The sequence below is a fragment of the Enterobacter sp. JJBC genome (assembly GCF_036936505.1).
In the GTDB taxonomy this organism is placed as follows: Bacteria; Pseudomonadota; Gammaproteobacteria; order Enterobacterales; family Enterobacteriaceae; genus Enterobacter; species Enterobacter hormaechei_C.
The window spans coordinates 21,211-40,946 of record NZ_CP136938.1 but is presented as its reverse complement, the minus strand read 5'-3'; the positions used below and the strand labels follow the sequence as shown (position 1 = coordinate 40,946).

General features: G+C 50.2%; 15 protein-coding genes and 3 pseudogenes. 10 read left to right on the top strand and 8 right to left on the bottom strand.

All coding sequences use genetic code 11. The annotated features are described in order from the left end of the window. Positions 1-7 precede the first annotated feature (7 nt). Positions 8-646, bottom strand: a complete 639-nt coding sequence (locus RY075_RS24335; RefSeq protein ID WP_338628869.1) for an Arc family DNA-binding protein — start codon at positions 644-646, stop codon at positions 8-10. A gap of 196 nt (positions 647-842) precedes the next feature. On the opposite strand from RY075_RS24335, the gene RY075_RS24330 reads away from it, so the two are divergent. The 6 genes from RY075_RS24330 (at position 843) to RY075_RS24305 (ending at position 5,237) form a co-directional block, all read left to right on the top strand. Beyond that, a complete protein-coding gene (locus RY075_RS24330) occupies positions 843-1,196 on the top strand; it encodes a type IV conjugative transfer system pilin TraA (protein WP_050863363.1) in 354 nt (117 codons plus the stop codon). A gap of 3 nt (positions 1,197-1,199) precedes the next feature. Beyond that, positions 1,200-1,502 (top strand): type IV conjugative transfer system protein TraL, encoded by a 303-nt coding sequence (traL, locus tag RY075_RS24325; RefSeq protein WP_338628930.1) that lies wholly within the window; start codon positions 1,200-1,202, stop codon positions 1,500-1,502. A 6-nt stretch (positions 1,503-1,508) separates the two neighbouring features. Beyond that, entirely contained in the window at positions 1,509-2,090 is a 582-nt protein-coding gene (locus tag RY075_RS24320) for a TraE/TraK family type IV conjugative transfer system protein (RefSeq protein ID WP_338628867.1), read from the top strand. An 11-nt stretch (positions 2,091-2,101) separates the two neighbouring features. Continuing rightward, positions 2,102-2,842 (top strand): type-F conjugative transfer system secretin TraK, encoded by a 741-nt coding sequence (gene traK, locus RY075_RS24315; protein WP_338628865.1) that lies wholly within the window; start codon positions 2,102-2,104, stop codon positions 2,840-2,842. Between the two features lie 138 nt (positions 2,843-2,980). Next, on the top strand, positions 2,981-4,420 hold the full coding sequence (locus tag RY075_RS24310) for a conjugative transfer relaxase/helicase TraI domain-containing protein (protein WP_338628863.1): 1,440 nt from the start codon (positions 2,981-2,983) through the stop codon (positions 4,418-4,420). A 28-nt stretch (positions 4,421-4,448) separates the two neighbouring features. Then, positions 4,449-5,237 (top strand): DsbA family protein, encoded by a 789-nt coding sequence (locus tag RY075_RS24305; protein ID WP_338628861.1) that lies wholly within the window; start codon positions 4,449-4,451, stop codon positions 5,235-5,237. Positions 5,238-5,644: 407 nt separating this feature from the next. Here the strand turns inward: RY075_RS24305 and RY075_RS24300 are convergent, their stop codons facing one another. Both RY075_RS24300 and RY075_RS24295 read right to left on the bottom strand, forming a co-directional pair. Further along, positions 5,645-6,667: an IS110 family transposase gene (locus RY075_RS24300; RefSeq protein ID WP_338628860.1), complete on the bottom strand. Its 1,023-nt coding sequence runs from the start codon at positions 6,665-6,667 to the stop codon at positions 5,645-5,647. An 89-nt stretch (positions 6,668-6,756) separates the two neighbouring features. Further along, positions 6,757-7,605, bottom strand: a pseudogene (locus RY075_RS24295) (Tn3 family transposase); the annotation flags it as partial. A gap of 215 nt (positions 7,606-7,820) precedes the next feature. Between RY075_RS24295 and RY075_RS24290 the strand changes: the two are divergent. Further along, positions 7,821-9,614: a DUF262 domain-containing protein gene (locus RY075_RS24290; RefSeq protein WP_338628928.1), complete on the top strand. Its 1,794-nt coding sequence runs from the start codon at positions 7,821-7,823 to the stop codon at positions 9,612-9,614. Positions 9,615-10,269: 655 nt separating this feature from the next. Here the strand turns inward: RY075_RS24290 and RY075_RS24285 are convergent. Together RY075_RS24285 and RY075_RS24280 are read right to left on the bottom strand one after the other, a co-directional pair. Then, positions 10,270-11,205, bottom strand: coding sequence for an EAL domain-containing protein (locus tag RY075_RS24285; RefSeq protein ID WP_338628926.1), 936 nt, complete (start codon positions 11,203-11,205; stop codon positions 10,270-10,272). Then, positions 11,202-11,792, bottom strand: a complete 591-nt coding sequence (locus tag RY075_RS24280) for a CSS-motif domain-containing protein (protein ID WP_338628924.1) — start codon at positions 11,790-11,792, stop codon at positions 11,202-11,204. The genes RY075_RS24285 and RY075_RS24280 overlap by 4 nt, the downstream gene beginning before the upstream one ends. 364 nt (positions 11,793-12,156) lie before the next feature. Here RY075_RS24280 and RY075_RS24275 point away from each other — a divergent pair, with 364 nt between their 5' ends. From RY075_RS24275 to RY075_RS24265, 3 genes and pseudogenes are all read left to right on the top strand, one after another. Next, the gene (locus tag RY075_RS24275; RefSeq protein ID WP_338628922.1) at positions 12,157-12,960 is read left to right on the top strand and encodes an MBL fold metallo-hydrolase; all 804 of its coding nucleotides are present in this window, start codon (positions 12,157-12,159) and stop codon (positions 12,958-12,960) included. 138 nt (positions 12,961-13,098) lie between these two features. Next, positions 13,099-13,200: pseudogene (locus tag RY075_RS24270) on the top strand (DNA-binding protein); the annotation flags it as partial. 20 nt (positions 13,201-13,220) lie between these two features. After that, positions 13,221-13,691, top strand: coding sequence for an MFS transporter (locus RY075_RS24265; protein ID WP_338628920.1), 471 nt, complete (start codon positions 13,221-13,223; stop codon positions 13,689-13,691). A 267-nt stretch (positions 13,692-13,958) separates the two neighbouring features. Here RY075_RS24265 and RY075_RS24260 read toward each other — a convergent pair. The 3 genes and pseudogenes from RY075_RS24260 to RY075_RS24250 form a co-directional block, all read right to left on the bottom strand. Continuing rightward, positions 13,959-14,404, bottom strand: a pseudogene (locus tag RY075_RS24260) (GNAT family N-acetyltransferase). 240 nt (positions 14,405-14,644) lie between these two features. Then, on the bottom strand, positions 14,645-15,247 hold the full coding sequence (locus RY075_RS24255) for a transcriptional regulator (protein WP_338628918.1): 603 nt from the start codon (positions 15,245-15,247) through the stop codon (positions 14,645-14,647). 93 nt (positions 15,248-15,340) lie between these two features. Continuing rightward, complete coding sequence (locus RY075_RS24250) at positions 15,341-19,717, bottom strand: autotransporter outer membrane beta-barrel domain-containing protein (RefSeq protein ID WP_338628916.1); 4,377 nt, start codon at positions 19,715-19,717, stop codon at positions 15,341-15,343. Positions 19,718-19,736 lie beyond the last annotated feature (19 nt).

The following is a 19,736-nucleotide window of genomic DNA, read 5'->3' as shown; positions in this document are numbered from 1 at the left end:
TCGATCACTAAGACGGTTTTTCACCCCAGGTAAGGTCGTTTTTCTCCACCCCCTTAATTTTTTCCTTCAGGAACACCTCAAACTCCATGCATAGAACTTTAAGTGCCTGCGCATCCTCGTTCTGGTCAAGTAACCTTTCCGTAAAATAACCCAGAGTATCCATCAGGCGGGTGAGCATTTCGTCATTCAGACTACGGTTATGCACCTTCGCCATTGCCCTGATTTCATCTGCCAGATTCTCAGGAATACGCATGCTATATCCGGTTGTTTTCCCCGGAAGCAAAACTCTTTCACCCTTTCGCCACATCCATAATTGCTCCTGCTTGGGCGAGAAATTAATTTCCTTAGCAACATCAATAGATTCGCTATCAAGCAATTGCCCAAGCCATTCCTCAAATCTCACCGCCAGTGCAATAAGCCGCTCACCTTCAGCAGTTTTAATGACAGGCTTGCCCGGCTGATAATTTAGCGACAACAAAAGCCTGGCAATAATTTCCTCATTCACACTTCTGTTGCCAGCCCTGGCACATATTCTCAGCTCCATAAGCAGATTATCCGGAGCACGCAATCGCCACTCCACCGCTTCACCCGGTTGGAACTTACGTGGACGGCCGCGACCATCCCACATTTTCTCTTTAACTTTCATAGCTATAGATCCCGGAGGCCATTTCCGAACTTTCTGGTCAACAAAGCCTACTCACTTACATATTCGGATAAATCTGAATGATTCCAAAAAGTGTGACATGCATCACAGTTTTTTTTTTTTAGGGTCATGGGACAATTGCGCCCGCGTAAACAAGCACTTACGCGATTCACTTTTGTTTACTTCGGAGAAAACAAACATGTTAACCAAAGGCAGTGCCCTTAACGTCGGTAAGGGATGGGCGGTAGCGTCTTTATTCCGCAAAGCTCGCGAAAATCGCAAAGCTAAATTTTACTTAAAGTCAGCAGGCGCTTTTTTAATTGCACTTATGGTCACTCACCCGGCATTCGCATCTGGTACTGACCTTCTTTCCTCACAGAACACCACAGTCAACTCCACCTTCGGTTCTGGTTCCTCACTGATTAAATGGTTCTACATTGCCGAAATCATCATGGGCCTGTTTATTTACATTAAGGCCCGCTCACCACTAGTGTTCGTTGGTATCGTTATGGCAATCATTTTTACCCGTGTCGCCTTCGGCATCGCGAGCTAAATGATGAATAGGGAAGGAGATAAATATAACTTCCCGGAAACAATGAACCAGCAGGACCGCTATTTAGGCTTACCGATTGACGAATTGATTGTTACCGCACCCCTTATAGTGTTAGGGGTGCTTAACAACCTGTCAGTTGAACTTGGTGTAATCGCGGGAATCCTCTGGTTTATCGTCAGATATCTGAAAAAAGGGCAGGGGTCATACTGGTTACTTAATTTCTGTTACTGGCACCTGCCATCACTTTTATTCAAAGTAACCTTTCGCCAGATACCTGATTCAAGTTTCCGGCACTGGAGGGCATAGTTTTTCATGAAACTGAATATTAAAGGAGAACGCGATAAACAACTCCGCTATGCGTTTATTGGTCTTTCAGCTTTTACTTTACTAATGGGCGCCGGGAATGTGCTGACAGGGTCACTGGCATGGTATTTCGCCACCACCCAGAAAACCATCACCACGCCTTTAATCTATAACCGCCCCTTTGCATCAGATTCAAAAAGTATTGACGCAACCGGCCTGACACAATTCGCCGCTTCCTTTATTTACTGGCGGCTCAATGTTAGCCCGGAGAACGTCGACACTAACCATAAAATGGTTCTTGGATTCGTCCCTTCCGCCGAGCGGGACGCACTCAAGAAAGCTCTGGATATTGAAGCTGAACGCATCAAGAACGGGGGCATTACCACCCGGTTCGATACGAAAGAAATTCGCGTTATTGATGATAACACCGTGCAGTACAGCGGAGTTCTGAAACCATCCACCACCAACGGCGCAATCACCACGCCACTGAAAGACCAGGAAAAAACCTACCGACTGAAACTGAGCTATGACAACGGTGTGATTAACCTTCACAGCTTTGAAGAGCTCAAGCCGGTATCTCCCACCAACTGACAGGACTGCCCATGAAATTTCGCATTTCACCGGCAGCTGCTGCTGTGTTTCTGGCAGCGGGATTATTCACAAGCGGCCTCCGGGCCGCTTCCGCACCCGCAGCCATTCCGTTTGAGAACGACGCCGCCTTTAACGTCACCCTCAGCAACACCAACCCGAGCAAGGTTGTTGTAGACGGAGAACTCATTACCAGCATCAGCGGACCAACCGGTGCGTATGACCAGAGCCAGACCGATGACGGAGCGCTCATTCTGTCTCCGCTTGTCGGCCAGAACTTTACCCTGTTTATCCAGACTGACCGCGGCTCATCCCTGAGCCTGAACGTCAGACCGCAACCGGGTAACGGCAAAACACTGCGCTTCACCCCGATGTCACCACCACTTCGCAAGAACGACGATGCGAAGACATGGGAAGAAGGGCAGACCTACGAAAAAACACTGGTCGCACTATCCCGCGCCGTAGTCAACGGCCAGGTACCAGACGACTATCAGGAGTATCCGGTCAGCCGCATGCCGGCATACACACCCGCCAGTGATGTACGCCTGACACCCGAACGCCAGTTTGTTGGCAATCACCTACGCGTTGTGCGCTTCCGGATGAGCAACCCGGGCAGCATTACCCGCAGCCTGCGCGAGCGCGATTTCTGGCGCAAGGGCGTCCGGGCCGTAATGCTGTCGCAGAACCAGCTCTATGCTGGCGGCGAAGGGTATGCCTGGATTGTGTTCTCAGATGACGGAGACACCCGCTCATGACCATAAGCCTGAATGAAAACCTGAAAACCCGCCGCAAGCAGCTGGCCATTCTGGCCGCCGTCATCCTGGGCGGCGCAGCAGCAACGGGCGGCGTGGTGTGGTACGGGCAATAACCGCGGTGACCGCTACCAGGATGTGGTGGCCGTTGACCGTAACGGCAGCACGGTGACGGTACGTGATGAGGAAGGGAAGATTGCTCTGGTTTCACCGAAGGAGCTGATCACCGGTGACGTGCAGCTGTTTCGCCGCAGCGAGATGGAAGTCCGTTCGGGCGATCTGCTTAAGTTCACGGCGACCGATCGCGAACAGGGGCAAATGGCCAACCAGCGCTATACGGTGGAGTCGGTCAGCGAGCAGGGGAATATCCGTCTGAAGGGGGAGAGCGGTCGCGTCACCATCAATCCGGAGAAGGTCCGGGCGCAGCAGCATCTCGACTACGGCTGGGCCGTCACCGGCTACGGTGCTCAGGGGGCCAGTAGCGATTATGTCATTGCGCTTGAGGGCACGAAAGACGGTCGTAAGGCACTGGCTTCCCGTCGTGCCTTCTACATTTCAGCCTCACGCGTGAAAGAGCACGTCCAGATATACACCGACGGGAAAGCGGACTGGGTTAAGGCGGTAAAAACGCCGGAGCGCGATATCAAAACCGCGCACGATGCGCTGGCACCAGAAACGCAGCGCAAACAGGCGAAAGCCATCTGGGCAATGGGGCAGTCGGTGAATAAAACGGCCATCGGTCGCGCCTGGGTGCGCCATCAGGGCATGCAGGATGCGTCACTGACGGCAAAAATCATCCCGGCTACCCGGCGCTTTCCTGAACCGGCGCTGGCGCTGCCTGTGTATGACAACAATGGCAGGAGTGCGGGCCTGGCTCTGGTTTCCCTTGTTGCCAGCACGGAAGGACGGATGACGCAGGGTGAGACCCGGATGGTCATGACAGAGCGTGCCCGTGGTGCCGTGCTGCAGCGAAGTCAGTCCGGAAACACGATTGTGGCCAGCAACCTGACGGCCGCACTCGATGCAGTACGAAATAATCCAAAGGACGGCGTGGTCTGGCAGACCGGCGATGAGCCGCCTTCAGCATGGCTGCTTAAGGTAAGCGGTGGGACAAAACAGGAAGTGTCACCGGGTATTGCTTCCACGCTGACGGACGAGCAGAACGTACAGCAGCTGCGAGAGCAGATGCTGGCAGACCAGGTTCGCAATGAAGAAGCCGGACTGAGCAGGCAGCCGGAGTCGTTGCTGGCGGAAGTTCCCCAGGAAGAGGCGATCAGACTGAAACCGGAAGACATTAACCCGCGTAGACCGGAGCCACTCAACCCGGATGCGGAGGTGATCGCCAGGGTGAGAAGTGAGGAAAACACCGGCGGACAGGAAATAAAAGCCGCTGCCGGCGTTAGAAGCGAGCTGGAAGGTGCTGACAAGACATCCGGTGAACTGTCGCGGGCATCGCGTGTGATTGCAGATCTGGCAAACGCTGAACGCGACATGGTCAGGGCGGCAGAAAATACGGAGCGCAGCCGCACGCCGGAGCGTGAAGAACAGACCCTTACCCGTACCATTCAGAAAGAACGCTAATCCCCGTTTAAACCATGAGAATCAGGCAATGAAAGCAAACAAATTAGCAGCATTTATAGTTACAACATACATTAGCTTTATTTCAATGGCCCACGCTTCGGCCCCTCACCCGGTATTCAGCCCGGAGCAGGAGGCACGTATTGGTGAAATCGCTGCTGACTACCTGGTGTCCCACCCAGAGATACTTGTGACGGTCAGTCATAAGCTGCAGGAACAGCAGGAGGCGCGTAAGCAGAAAATGTTTGCACTCAGCGTGATGGAGAATCAGACGAACCTTCTGCATGATCCAGACACGCCGGCTTACGGACCTGATAATGCAAAGGACGCGGTGATTGAATTCTTTGATTACCAGTGCGTGTTCTGCAGCCGCTTCGCTCCGGAGCTGGAGAAGGTCATGAAAGCGGAGCCGGACGTTTGCTACCTCTTTAAGGAGTGGCCAATTTTTGGTGGGCGCTGGGAAGCCTCACTTCAGGCAGCGCAGCAGGGGCTGACGGTCTGGCAAAAGAAAGGGCCGCAGACCTATGTCACCTATCACAATGCCATCTACGCCACCGGCCATAATGAAGGCAAGCTGACGGTGGAGGATATTCTCGCGGCAGCGTCAAAGGCAGGGCTGACCGCCTCTGCGCCGGGCGAGCATACCGCGTCCCTTGAGAAAAACAGTAACCTGGCAGAGGCACTGGGACTCACCGGAACGCCGGGGATCATCGTCATGCCTGTTAGCGGAGCCACGCCGGACACCATCACGGTCTTCCCGGAAGCCGTTACTTCTGACAAACTCCAGGCAGCTATCCGGAAAGCCACCAGGGTGAAATGATCCTCAGTACGAAGAACGTTTCCCGCCAGAGGCTGTTTTTCATGTTACGCGCGTAATTGCCATCTTCCCGTTCCGTTCTCCTGCGCTTCCTCGATCAGGCCTGCTGGCCTGATACTGCGGCGAGCGCTACATAGAATTATTGTACTATAAGGACTTCCCCGGCATGTCAACGCCGGTTTTTAGGGCTTCTGTCTGCACTACAGTACAAATAAAGGGGAGAGACTGCGGTACTATAAACGGCCATGATGAATCGTTATCGATTCGGACCCTGATGAAAGACGCTCGTGAGGCTCTCGTTCGGTAAACGGATAAGTATATCCTGTACAATAATCAGATATACCTCACGGGGTCTAACCCTTTATCATCAACGAGTTGCAGGTCAGATGGTTATGCTGCTGCTTCGTACTTTAACTGGCCGAGTACAGCCTGAAATCATCACCGTAATGCAATGATGCCCAGCATAGCCGCGCGTTTTTGGCAGCGATGGCGACAACGGCACGCCAGTATCCTCTTCGCTCAATTAGCGAGCAAACCCAACGACTGAATGAGTCAGTCCTTTTTTCAGCACCAATCAGAACCGAACGGGCACCCTGAACCAGTAGCGTTCGCAGATACGAATCGCCCGCTTTCGTTATCCTGCCAAGCTTTGATTTTCCGCCACTGCTGTACTGCGATGGCGTAAGTCCGAGCCAGGCTGCGAGTTGGCGCCCATTCTTAAAGTCATGCGCATTACCGATACTGGCGACCAGCGCACATGCAGTTGTGGGGCCAATCCCTTTCAGCTCCATCAACCTCTGACTGCGGTGATCAGCTTTGGCCATACGAGACAGGATCCGATCGTATTCAGCGATGTTATCTTCAATGCGATTAATATGTTCCAGCAGATCATCAACGCATTGCTGAACCTGAAGCGGCAAGGAGTTCTTCTGTTCAGACACGATGTGGCGCAGGGCATCTGTACTCTGTGGAGCGATGATGCCAAATTCAGATATTAAGCCTCTTAATCGGTTATATATTGCTGTTTTCTCTTCGATAAAACCCTGCCGGGTACGATGAAGGCATTGCATCGCCTGCTGGCTCTCATCCTTCACGGGCACAAACCGCATATGCGGGCGACGGACGGCTTCACAGATAGCCTGAGCATCAGCTGCATCATTTTTTCCTGATTTACCAGCCATGCGATAAGGAGAAACAAACTTTGCCGCCATCAGACGGGGTTCATGACCATACTGCCGGAACAGTCTTGCCCAGTAATGAGCACCGGAGCATGCTTCCATCCCGATAACACAAGGAGGTAAACCTGCAATCAGCTCAGGAAGTGCAGCACGCGATACTTTGGGTTTAACCAGAACAGTTCTGCCATTTTGGTCAACGCAGTGAACAGCGAACACATTTTTAGCAAGATCGATACCGACAGTAGTGATGGTCATAACGAATCCCTCTGGGCTATGTTTACCCCATGATTGCACAATATTTAACCAGGTGCATATCCAGGGGAAGTCCCTTCCATTCGTTAAGGTTATTTTTTGACCCTTGCGACTTTAGCAGGCCTCAGCCGACGAAACTTACCGGAGGCCGGTATCCTGTTGCTTTTCCAGATATAATCGCCTGTAAGGTTGATGTGTTCCCAGCCTAGCGGGGACAAATGCGACAGCAGTTGCTCGTTGATCTTCATCCCTTTACGCTTCAGGGCATCGACCGCTCTTTCCATATAGACGGTATTCCACAGCGAGATAGCTGCCGTCAGCAGCGTCAGTCCGCTGGAGCGGTAGCTCTGATTTTCCGGTTTACGATCCCTGATTTCACCCAGACGGTGCAGGAATACCGCGCGCGCCAGCGCGTTACGGGCTTCTCCTTTATTCAGTCCCGCCTGGACCCGCCGACGAAGTGCCGGATCGCGGAACCAGTCGAGCATAAACAGCGTTCGTTCAATACGGCCAATTTCCCTCAGTGCTTTGGCAAGTCCGTTTTGCTTGGGGTAGCTGGCCAGTTTTTTCAGCATCAGGGATGCCGTCACGGTTCCCTGCTTTATCGAAGTTGCCAGGCGCAGCACTTCACGCCAGTGAATTTCGATCTCTTTCAGATTCAGGCTGGTTGTTGATATCAGTGACTGAAGAACCGGGTATTGGTCTGCTTTCCCTTTGATAAACAGCTTCTTGTCGTGGAGATCCCTGATTCGTGGACAGAACGCAAAGCCCAGCAGATGCATCAGAGCAAAGACATGATCGGTGAAACCAGCTGTATCGGTGTAATGCTCCCTGATTTCCAGGTCGCTTTCGTGATACAGCAAGCCATCGAGAACATGGGTTGAATCCCTAACCCGACTTATTATGCAGGTGTAAAACGGGCTGTATTGATCCGAAATATGCTTTTTTCGGATCTGCGGTGGAGAAAACAAGGTTTGTTGCTGGAGATTCACTAAAAACAGCGGATTGTTGCGATGAGGGGATTATTGCTATTTTAGCAACAATCTTAATGGTTGTGGAGCTTTGAGCAAAAATCAGATAGAACATTCGTAAGTTTAGAGTATTAATGTATGGTAGACCTGCACAATATGCTAATACATAACACAAGTGAGGGAGCATGAACTTTGATGCCGTACAGGTTGATATAAACGATATTCTTTCAGTTAACAGACGTTACGTTATCCCCCGAAATCAGCGGGACTTCAGCTGGGAAAAACTTCAGCTTGATGAGTTCTGGGATGATATTAGGAGAAACATTCAGTACGAGAACGAGAGCTTCAGCCATGCTGAGTACTTCCTTGGGACAGTCGTTTTATCAGGCACAACCGACAGTTCAATGCTGGAAATAATTGATGGTCAGCAACGTCTTTCTGTTATAACTATTCTGATATCACTCATTTCCAGAAAGCTCAGAGCTCTTAACTATATAGAGAGCGCGGATGATATAGTTAATACCTATCTTGTATCAAAGGCATCAATTATCTCAGCGAAAGCACATCTTACAGAAAAAATATCTAAAAGCAACGGACGTGACTTTTTTAAACTTAAATGTCAGTCGAAAGAGGATTGTCATCCAAAGGTTAAATCTGATGAAGACGAAAAGATAAACTACGCCTACACTTACTTTCAAAAAAGATTAGAAAAACAGGAGGCATGTAAGTTACTTAATAAAAGCAAAAAAGGGGTAAGATATTCAGAGGAAGAGTATATTCAGTGTCTCGATGCAATCTTAAAAATGATAACATCTTATCTTAAGGTCGTTCGTATACTGGTTCCGTCAACTGATGACGCTTACGACGTATTCGAGGTTCTGAATGCAAGAGGTATCAGCCTGAGCTCGATTGACCTGATAAAAAATAAGATTTTGCAGTACTGTTCCCAGGAAACAGATATGTATCCTGAAGACACTGCAAAAAAACAATGGACAGCAATCGAAAACGGACTTATAGAACTGAAAACTAAAATAAATATGTCTGACTACATCAGGATATGGTGGATGTCCAATTTTGGATATATTGGTGAAGATCAGTTATATCGTTCATTTAAGAAAAAAATAGCTGACAAAAGCACGACTGTTACACCAGAATCATTTTTAAGTCAGATGGAAAAAGATTCATCGCTATTCATTAAAATATGCGATCCACAGGAGAATGACTGGCCAGGTCTGAATCAGAAAAAAATATACAGAATCCTGAGAAATCTTTTCACATTTAACGTGACCATCCAAAGGCCTCTGGTACTGGCATTACTCAGAGTTAGAGAAAATAAGGTAACGGCTAAATACCTTAGCGAATCCTCGCTGATTGAAACTCTGCAGTTCATCGAAGATTTTCAGTTCAAGTTCACCACAATCTGTAAAATGAAGCCTTCCGGTGTGGATGCAATGTTTGCGAAATATGCAGCTGAAGTCGCATCTGCAAAAAACAAGCAGGAAATGAAATCGACCCTTTCTGATATGGTTAAGGCTTTTACAGAAAAAATGCCTTCAGAATCGGTGTTCATTGAAAGAATGGTCAATCATCTCTGGTATTCCAGAAACGCATCTTCGAAAAAGAAAAGAAATAACACAGAACTTATCAGCTATGTTTATCAAAGACTCGAAGCCATTAATCGGGGGTCTGAAGAAATAATGTTAAAAGATACCAATCTCGAACACATAGGTCCTCAGCATTCTTTTGATCCCGAGTATGTTGGAATGATAGGAAACTTAATACCTCTCAGTGTTGATATTAATGATCGTTGCGGGAAATTGCCAGTTGACAAAAAAATCGCATTATATGGCGAATCAGATTTAGCCTGTGTCAGTGATTTCATAAGCTTTTACCGTGCACATCATAACTGGAATAAGGAGTTAGTCGTGGAACGTAGTCAGTCTCTGGCTCTTAAACTTTTTAATAATATGTCGAAATAAGCATCATAAAGTAACCGGTTCAACCCGGTTACTTTTAGTCTTACATGTTCTAAAAATGTACGGTTTGGTAAACACTATTTTCTACATATCCCAATTAGGGAGTTTTCGGATCTTAGGAGAGGGAGAGAAAGATTGTTGCCTTAAAAGTACAAAAAAAAAAGATTGTTGCGATTAGCAGATTATTGCTTGTGTTGCAAAAGAGGTTCCTGAATAAAATGTACAGAGCAATAAAGATGATGCGGAAGATTTTTCCACATTTTTAATATTCATCCTGAAAGAGGCCTGACTTTTGTTTGTGACATTAGCAATCCTTAAGCCCGTCACCGGTTGTGCCGTTTCGGATGGATAAAGAATCGATTAGTGAGCCAGATGCCCTGCCATCTTTCCGGTCAGGGCCTTCAGCGGCCTGAAGTCTCCCCGCCGTCATGACCTGACTCAGAAGAACACTTCGGCTTCACCCCCTTTGCAAGAAGTCTGTATTACTCAGTTCACTCACTATTTTTTTAGCTATGTATTCAGGTTCTGCCATCGAAAAAATATTCAGGTCACCTGTATCCAGATACTCATGGAAGCGCTGGAGGAATTTCTTTTCTTCTTTTTCTCTGACCAGAGAAAATCCCCTACAGTCATACATCAGGCTTAGCATGATGTATCACTAACGTATTTGCCCTTTGTACCACACATAAAATTCACCGGCAGGCATGGGCCGTCCATAATAATACCCCTGAATATAAGCAACATGATTTTTAATCAGCCAGTCAACCTGATGCGCGGCCGTCACGCCCTCCGCAATGGTGGTAAGGTTCAGACGCCTGCTGAGAGCGACAATGGTGTCCAGCAACGGCGTGTCCGCCCCGGCCGACGTCAGGCTGTCGATGAATATTTTGTCAATTTTCAGGTAATCCACCGGCAGGCTCTGAAGCAGGCTCAGCGAGCAGTAGCCCGTACCAAAATCATCCACGGCCACCTGACAGCCTTTCTGGCGTAGCTCATTAAGTTTCGCTGATGCCGACTCAGTGTCCTCAACCAGGCTGCGCTCGGTAATTTCCAGCACTAGGCGAAAAGCGGGATCGAGAGATACCCACAGTCTCAGAACGTCGGCAGTAAACGACCGGTCCGTCAGGTGAGGGGCTGCGATATTCACGCCCAGATGGAAGGGGGCAGTCACCTGCCATGCCCTGACATCGTCTTCTATCAGGCTGAAGAGATGCTGCGTCAGGCTGACAATCAGACCTTCCTCTTCAGCGGCCCGGATAAACGCTACCGGTGAAATGCTTCTACCGTCAGTACGCTGCCAGCGCATCAGGGCTTCGGCGCCGGAGCAGGCACCAGTTGCGGTGTCACAGACCGGCTGGTAATGCACGCTGAATTCGCCGTCTGCCATCCCTTTCCTGATTTCTTCTGCCAGAGACATCTTTCTGGAATCCCAGCGATGCCACATGTACAGCATGGCCAGGGTCAGTAACAGGGACAGGGGACCTAGGAAAAGCAGATTACGCAGGATGTAATGGCGAAGCGACAGCGTCGGTGTAAGAACCTGAAGCTGCGCCTGACTCGCGGCAGAGTGGAACTCAGCTGTGAACACTTTCACACGTGGGAAGATTTTCTCCTGCCCGGAAATGACGGGGCCATCACTGACCTGAGCTGCTGAACCGAATGATTCTCATCATCCAGGGAGTCCATCAGGTCCGTAACGTATCGGGCATCCACCACGCTGAATGCCGTCGTCCGGTTGCCGGCGCCATAGGCGTAGATAACAGCCACGTGCCCGGGCACGCTGCTGGTCCCCTCCGTGGCGATAACGTTTATCTTCCCTGTGGGTGCTGAAACGGCAACACCGAAAATCTCATCGGCACTTTGCTGCCTGGCGCCGGTAACAGAGGAGCAGATTACTTCACCATCCCGTATAAGCCCGGTGCTGCGGATGTAGGGCGTGAGGGCGCCGTTCTCCGTCATCTGCTGCAGGACGCTTTCACAGGGCTGAGTGGCGAGCCTTGCGGTTACCAGGCTTGCATGGCGGGCAATGGATGTAACGTGGTCGACCTGACTCATCAGTATGTCGGCCGTCACGGCCGTGTCCCTGCTCAGCTGGCGCCAGGCCATCCCTGACGACAGCAGTGTAGCCAGGATTGTGGGTACGATAATTCCGGCAGCAAGCGCCCTTTTTCGTAATTTCATTATTCGTCCTTTGGGAGCTTTACATGAATACACTATCACTGTTTAGTGACGTGATAATCACTAATCCCTTTACGTTTCAGGGTTATTTAAGCAGGTGCACGCAGCGGGATGTACTCTGTAATGAATATAAACGCAGATTTTAAAGAGATTAATTATTTCTTGAACCGGGTTGATATCGTTCTGACAGCATCACTCATTTTCGTTGTCACTGCTGAAATCTGGCTGCTATCGGGGAGCATGATGTGGCGGGCTGGCAGGCTGATAAGTCTTTATCTGCTGCAGTGAGAAAAATGCCGCCCTGAAACACGTAACAGCGCTGCTGTCGGGACAATGGGGTAATTAACCGCTAAGGGAGAACTGACCTGTGGCACTCAAAATGACCATTCTGGTCGAAAACCATCTGTCCCCTCACGCGGCTGCAGGTATGCAGTCCCGTGCAGGCCTCTCCATCCTCCTGGACGACGGAGAGAGCCGGATACTGTTTGACTCCGGCCCGGATGAAACCGTTGTTCACAACGCCAGGCTGATCAACGAGCCGCTGACAAATCTGGACGCGGTTGTATTATCACACGGGCATAACGATCACAGCGGCGGAATAACGTCTCTTGACCCCGGGACGAGGATTATCTGTCATCCCGGAGTATTACGGGAAAGGTATGCCGCTGTCAGGCTGCCGGGAAAGGTCATTCCTCTTAAGAAACTTTCGGTCGTGGAGCGTTTTCGCGGTCTTGACGTGGAGTACAGTAAAACCCCGCGCGTCGTGGCGGGACGTTTTGTCTGGAGTGGTGAAATCCCCGTGGAAAGCCCGGAGCCCTGGGGTTATACCGATTACAGGAACGCCACGCCTGATTATGTGTCTGACGAAGGCGCACTTATCTGGCGCTCGTCCCGCGGGCTGGTCATTATGACCGGGTGTGGCCACCGTGGGCTGGAGAACACCGTTCGCCACTGCGTGAACATTACGGGAGAAAACCGTGTCTACGCCCTTATCGGGGGTTTTCATCTGCGGGCAGCGTCACCGCTTAGGCTGATAAGGCTGAAAGCATTTTTGCGTGAGCTCGCACCTGAGCATGTTCTGGGCTGCCACTGCACCGGAAGATGGGGAAAACTGTGGCTCAGGAATACGCATCCTGTAGCGTGCGGAGATACCGTTATTTTTGAAGAGTAAGTCTGTGATACAGACTTATCCCGTCATTCAGGCAGCGTCTGTCGCCCTTGTGTCGTCTTTCTGTCAGGCCCGTGTCGTTTACGGTGCGGGCAGGAAATGCGAATATCTTAGCCGCTATCAACATACATGAGGTTATCGATGACCGTCGCAGAGAAAGTGAAAGCCCTTCGCCTGAAGAAGGCCTGGTCTCAGGAGCAGCTGGCAGAAGTCGCCTCGCTTTCTGTCAGAACAGTTCTACGCTCATTGACTGGTATCCATCAATGGCAGTTGAGCATGGGGTCAGCGCGTCGACAGCAGGCTATCACCTGTTTCTGTATCAGGCCATTGCCGTCATTGCTAATTTGACAACTGCCGCGTTTATTTCACGCCTTAAGGATCAACGCCTCCTTGGCCTCATTTGTTCACTGTTCATTACAATCGGAGTGGCAGGGATTCTTTTCAAACCGGCTTTTTCTGCTGTGTGGCTGCTGTTCGCAGGTGTAGGTGCGGGAATGTCTATGGTCACCTGCCTCACGCTCTTTGGGCTGCGGACTCGTGAACACAGCCAGGCAGGTCAGCTATCCGGCAAAGCGCAATGTATCGGCTATTTGATTGGTGCTCTCGGCCCCTACCTTGCGGGCATTATTCGCGGCCACTCACTGAACTGGGACTCAGTTCTGCTCTGCATACTTGTCGTTACGCTGGTACAGGCCTATTTTGCATGGCATGCCGGTAAAGACAGATTCATTTGAATATAATGGGTAAAGATAAGACCTCCGGGTAACCGGAGGTTTTTTCTTAATGTTAGTTCATGAAGCGCCAAGGAAGGAAGGCAGTCCTTAACTTAAAAATACTCAATTAAAACAATTAGATATTTCATAAATGCTACGTGAACCTGATTTTTACACAACATAAGTTAAATTTATATATAAAATATAATTATATCAATATGTTACGCATGATTCTCCTGCCCTATTCTTCCTCGCATTATTTTAAGGAAGCTTAAGGAACAGTGTCCGCTATTGGGTTTTCGGTGCAGTAAAACCGTGGTGCACATATAAGCGTTTAGCTTCAGCGTTCGGTGCATGAACCATAATGGCACGAACCCCAATATTTTCGGCTACTCTGTAACATCGTAATACTGCATTACGTAGCAAGGCCCCTTCCCAAGAAAAGCAAGGTCTACTGCCAGAAGAGCAAGGATAATCACAGGGATCGGATCAGGTATGTTTCGCCGAAGGCTGCCTGTGGCTTCTATATTGTTGACATTCCCGGTGGCCAGCGCATAAAGACCGGCTACTTTCTTCGTGTCAATTTTGCAAAAAATAAACGTTGTCGCTGCGCCAAGAGACTGATTTTTAAGCCCTCTCTGTTTGAGCCAATCATCAAGCACGAGCTCCCCACTGACGAACTCTGCAACCTGGTGAGAACTTATTAAGGGTTCCGGCGCCGTGGTCCGCTGAATCCGTTACTCCAGCTAAGCAGGTCTATTCATGGCTTATACCCGAAATCAGCACGTCCTGTCGCAGTGGATCCTGCGCAACTTGACTGCTTCAATTTTAAACTCTTCGGGATAACGTTTACCGCTCATGGGCACCTCTCTTTAAATCATCTTAAATGACTCCGAGGTGTCTGTTAAACCCGTGGCGATTCAGATTGTATTCTTCAATATGCATGTCATGTTTAGGAATCAGCATAACATGACTTAAAATGTAATACCCGGAACCCCCTGGTTACGCTTATAAATAAACTTTAAAAATGCCGGTAATCTCAATCCTGCTTTAGTCAGGATTCTGTGTCGATGAGTGTAAAGTGTTTTTGTGTCCTTTCCCGTCAGGCGTGAGATTTTATGCATGCATAAGTCTGAAATAAAATAAGGTAGTAGACTCCGCTCTGTATGCGTCAGTTCGATTTTTCTGACACACTCCGCCTCAGAAAATCCGGAAAATATTCTCTTAAGGGCCAGATGCAGCGCGGTTGGGTCAAGTATCTGGGGCAAAGCCCAGCATTTACGGTTTTTGTCAGGGAATAACCAACCTGTCTCGTTCAATAGCAGCCAGACTGTTCGTGCGTCCGGTCTTTTCACATCGAGTGCATCGAAGGCCGACCATTCGCCCCTAAAAATAATATGACTGTCTACAACAATAAGTACACGTTCAGCCTCCGTGATAATATCAGGCAGCTGGCTGTCACTAAAACGTGAATGCACACAGATTAATTCCGGCATGAGGGCCGAAACGCCCATATATAACCAGCTATTTTCCGTAAGAATGACCATTAATGATTTGCTGTTCAAGAGCTGTTCCATTTCTAAGCCGTGCCAGATCAACTGGTCACGAAACTTTTCATATTCAATTAAGACATTACCAATAAAATGTGGGCTTTCGCCCCCTAATGATTTTTATTTAAAGCTGTATTTCACACCCACCATTGCAGACGCATCGTTATAACCCTTACCCCCAATCTGGACGCCAGTGTTGCCCCAGATATTGAGTTTCGGATTAATATTCCCCTCAATCCCGGTTTTAATTTCACCCATGTTGCGCGCTCCGGCTTGGCGAATACTGACCCCATCCATTCGGGTGCCAAAATTACGGGTGTTATGGAGCCAGTTGACCTCAACAAACGGTTTAAACTCGCGATCTTTTCTGTCATCAATCGCGCTATGGCCTTTCAGGAAGGTTCGCACCCCCAACCGGGTTTGCACGTTCCCGTCACCTTCACCACTGATGAGCGTACCGTTCGCTTCACGATGACCGTCCGCTTTCACTCCCATCCAGACGGCCTGCGCCTGCGGCTGGATATACCACTCATTCAGTGTCCCTTTACTGCCGGTAAACTCACCCAGCTTATGGGTGTAGCCCAGCTCCAGTGAGCCAGTCAGGCCCTCAGACTTATATGACTCGCTCTGGATATCCTGGCCTTTGACGCTGTTGTTAAACCAGCTGTACAGTGCCCATGTGTCTACATAAAGGCCGTTGTGCTTCTCATCACTGGCATACCAGGTTAAGTGAAGCCCTGCAGAGTAGCCATCCACCGACCCTTTTGAACGATAGTGGGTACGTGAGGATTGAGTCGTGCTGCGATCGTTTCCGTAACCCGCCATAAGCCCCAGGTGCAGGCGATCGCCTCTGGTACTGCTCCACTGCGCGATATCTCCACCCAGCTGTACGACATAGCGGTTGCTTTGGGTTTTCATCTGCCCGCTGCCATCGCGCCAGTTGTTATGACCACCGACATGGCGCATCCACATGCTTGTCACCTTCTGGTCCCCGGTTGACGCATCAATAAACTGCGTTTCACCCAGACGATCGCGCAGTCGGGTAATAAATAGCGTATTTGCGACTGCAAGGTTGGCAGTATAACTCCCTGCTTCGGGACGCAAATCTGGCGTATGAGTACCTTCAGGACCACTATCTTCAGGGCCAGTATCTTCAGGACCCGTATCTTCAGGACCCGTATCTTCAGGACCCGTATCTTCAGGACCCGTATCTTCAGGGCCAGTATCTTCAGGGCCAGTATCTTCAGGACCCGTATCAGGTTTACTGCTGTTCAGATACCAGTTGTTGCTGTTTTCCCCGATGCCGCGATTCAGACTGTAATCATAGGCCCCCGCAACAATACGCCCCTTCTGAATAAACTCACCAGCTGACGCGCCCTCCACGCGGATCACTTCAATGCCATTGAGGGTATCAGCCCCCTTTCCGCCAGCGTTGGCCACACTGACGAAGGTGTTGCCGGAGGTATCACCTTCAACGATCAGTTTATCGGTAACCGAATGATCGTTATCAAGCACCGTGTTGAGGAAAAGCAGCCCGTCATGACCGACATAGTTTCCTTTCACCCGCAGCTGATTTCCAGCCTGCTGCCCGGCAAAGCCGGTGGCAACAGTACCACTGTTAATAAGGTTACCGCCGACGTTAAAAGTCAGAGAACTTGTCTCCTTACCGGTTCCCACCAGCATCATTCCGGTGTTGTCAATGTTACCCGCCACGCCACCAAAGCCAGACAGCATGCCCTGCTGCGCAATATTGAACTGGCTGCTGCCATGCATCGTGGGTTGGCTTTCGCTGCCGAGGCTCAGGCCACCCTCCAGAATATCGGTGGCCCCGCTCCAGTCGGCATCACTCCCGACGGTAATGGTCCCGCTCCCCCGTTTTGTTACGCTTCCCTGACCGGTCACGCTGTTATTTAAGGTCCAGTCGGAGGTACTGTTCAGCACCAGCGCTCCGTCGTTTTTTACTCCGGCGCTGCCAAGGTTTTCCGCTACTGAAACGGCCAGCGTCGACCCGCTATCTATATCAAAAACGCCGGAGAACTCGCGGTTATCTCCGGCCAGCAGGATATCGCTCCCGGTCAGTTCCACACTGCCTTTATTACTGAGGGCATTATAAAGCACGCCAGCCGCATCGTTCAGGGCCAGCGTTCCGGCAGTGACGATGTTGCCGATACCTAATCCCAGGCCAGAGTCGAGCACGGCAGAAGCGCCTTCGGCGATAGTGGTTTTCGCGGTCAGGGTACTATTGTCGCCCCTCACCTTCAGGGAGCCACCGGTCAGATTGAGCTCACCCCCGCCGGTTAACGCGCCGTTCGCTTCCCCTCCTTCAGCAACCGTCAGGCTGCCGCCCTGAAAATCCAGCAGTGAATCCGCCGCGGCGCTCAGCTGGCCAATGATCTGGCTATTGCCATTCATCTCAAAGCCAGCCTGTCCGGCGATGCGCAATTCGCTGGTTTGCCCCAGCACATTGTGATTTATCATCTGCAGGATCCCGCTCTGGATATCCGTGACGCCCGTATAATCGTTGTCCAGATTAGAAAGAGAGAGTCTGTTGCCGGAGCCTGTATCTATTTTAAGATCGCCCTCGCCGGTCAGCCGTGCGCTGAGATCTGCCGCGCTGCCGGTGCGCCCTTCGCTGTCCAGTACCAGAGCCTCTTCCTCTTTACCCATCAGCTTCACCTGCGTCAGGCCGTAATTGACGTAGAGTCCGTCATTGTTTTTGCCGCCGGTCAGGCGGTAATCCCAGGTTCCCTCTGCCACGACGCTACCGTTCTGGCTGATGTCCGACGTTGAGCCACCGTCGCTAATAACGTTGCCGTTCCGATCGACAAGCTGGAGATTTCCGGCGCTGCCAGTGACCTTGCCATCGCCCGAGATCAGTTGCACGACAATATTGCCGTCATCCTGCGAAAGCAGAGAAATGGAAGCATCCGGTGAAGGCCTGTCATTATTGATGCTCTCAGCGGGAGCGATCTGCACGCTGCCGCTGCCGGAAATATCCAGATCCCCTGACAGATGAAGCGTGTTGTCCGTGGTGACAAGACCCGGCGTGACGGTGCCCATAACCAGCGTACCGCCATCAAAAACGAGCCCTTCGATGGTATTTTTCCCGCTCCCTGCGGTGGCCTCGCTACCGCTACCCAATCTCAAAACCGTATTTTTCAGGGCGTCCACGTTTGTTGGCGTCAGGCTAAACAGGGTGTCTTTCAGAGCCAGAACGCCACGGAAGCTGTCCGTTAAAGAAGCAGAGGCGAATGAAAACTGATTTCCGGTGGTATTAACCGACAGCGTTCCGTTCCCCTGCAAATGATTAATAAACTGCCAATCCTGAGTGGAAGTAATGGCCAGTTCCCCCCCTGACATCGAAATATCGTTATTACTAATATTTTGCTGGGCGGAAATTAACAGCGTTGCAGGTTCGGAAATATTAATATCACCCTGCCAGGAAGCATTATTGCCGCTAAGCTCTGATATACCGCTCTGCGCATTTAGCGTTCCGGAGCCACTAATATCAGAGCTTAGGTTGAAATCGTTACTGGTGTGATTAAGGGTAATAACACCATTACCATTGCCAAACCTGATTTCGGACGCGTCGATAATACCGGCGGCAATAGCGCTCTCGCCGTCACGGGCACCGACGGCAAGTTCTCCTGAAGCGTTAGCATTGCTGGCAATGCGAATTGATGAAGCCGACAGCATACCTGAATCAGATACTACTGCCGTGCCTTTGCTATTCAGGCCGATTGTCATATTTGTCGTGGCTGAGATGAGTGAATCTTTTCCGGTCACGCTAAGCAGGTTATCAGAGACGTTGCCCGACTGATTACCAATAGTGATATTTTCGCCTGTATGAATGAGGCCGCCGTTTGAGGCAGTCATTGAGCCATGACCAATAAGACCCACAATGATTCGGCCTGCTGACCAGATTTCGCTGTTCTGGCCATCGACCACTACGGTGCCAGAGGATTCGGTGGATGACCCCGTATCTCCACCAATCCACAACCCGGAAAAACTTCCCGTGCCATAACTCAAAAACTTGCCGCCATTAAGCACATTCATATACCCTTCGCCAAATCCTGCTCCGACTAACGTCGCTCTGTTCGGATATGTCGTAACGGTACTGCCTGCGCCTGAAATATTCAGCGTTCCTGTGCCAGTGCGTGAAGGCCCGGTAGTTGCGCCAGAATTTGAACCACCAATAGAAAACGGCGTCGAATAAGGAGACGTGACATCCAGTGACAGATTACCTCCGTTAATAACATTCACTATACCGGTAGCGCCGCCCCGTCCAATGTTTAAATAGTCCGTTTTTAACTGTCCGTTATCGCTAATGGTCAGCGTGCCATCGGAACCATTACCCACAATAGTATTAGTATCAGTCCATTCATAATCGACAAATCTCTCTTCACCATTATTGATAGTCGTCGCGAATGTAGGGCCTCCATATAACACAGAAGTAATCGCCACTGCGAGACTGCTCATTTTGATATAGGTATGCATAAAATAGTCATCCTTATTT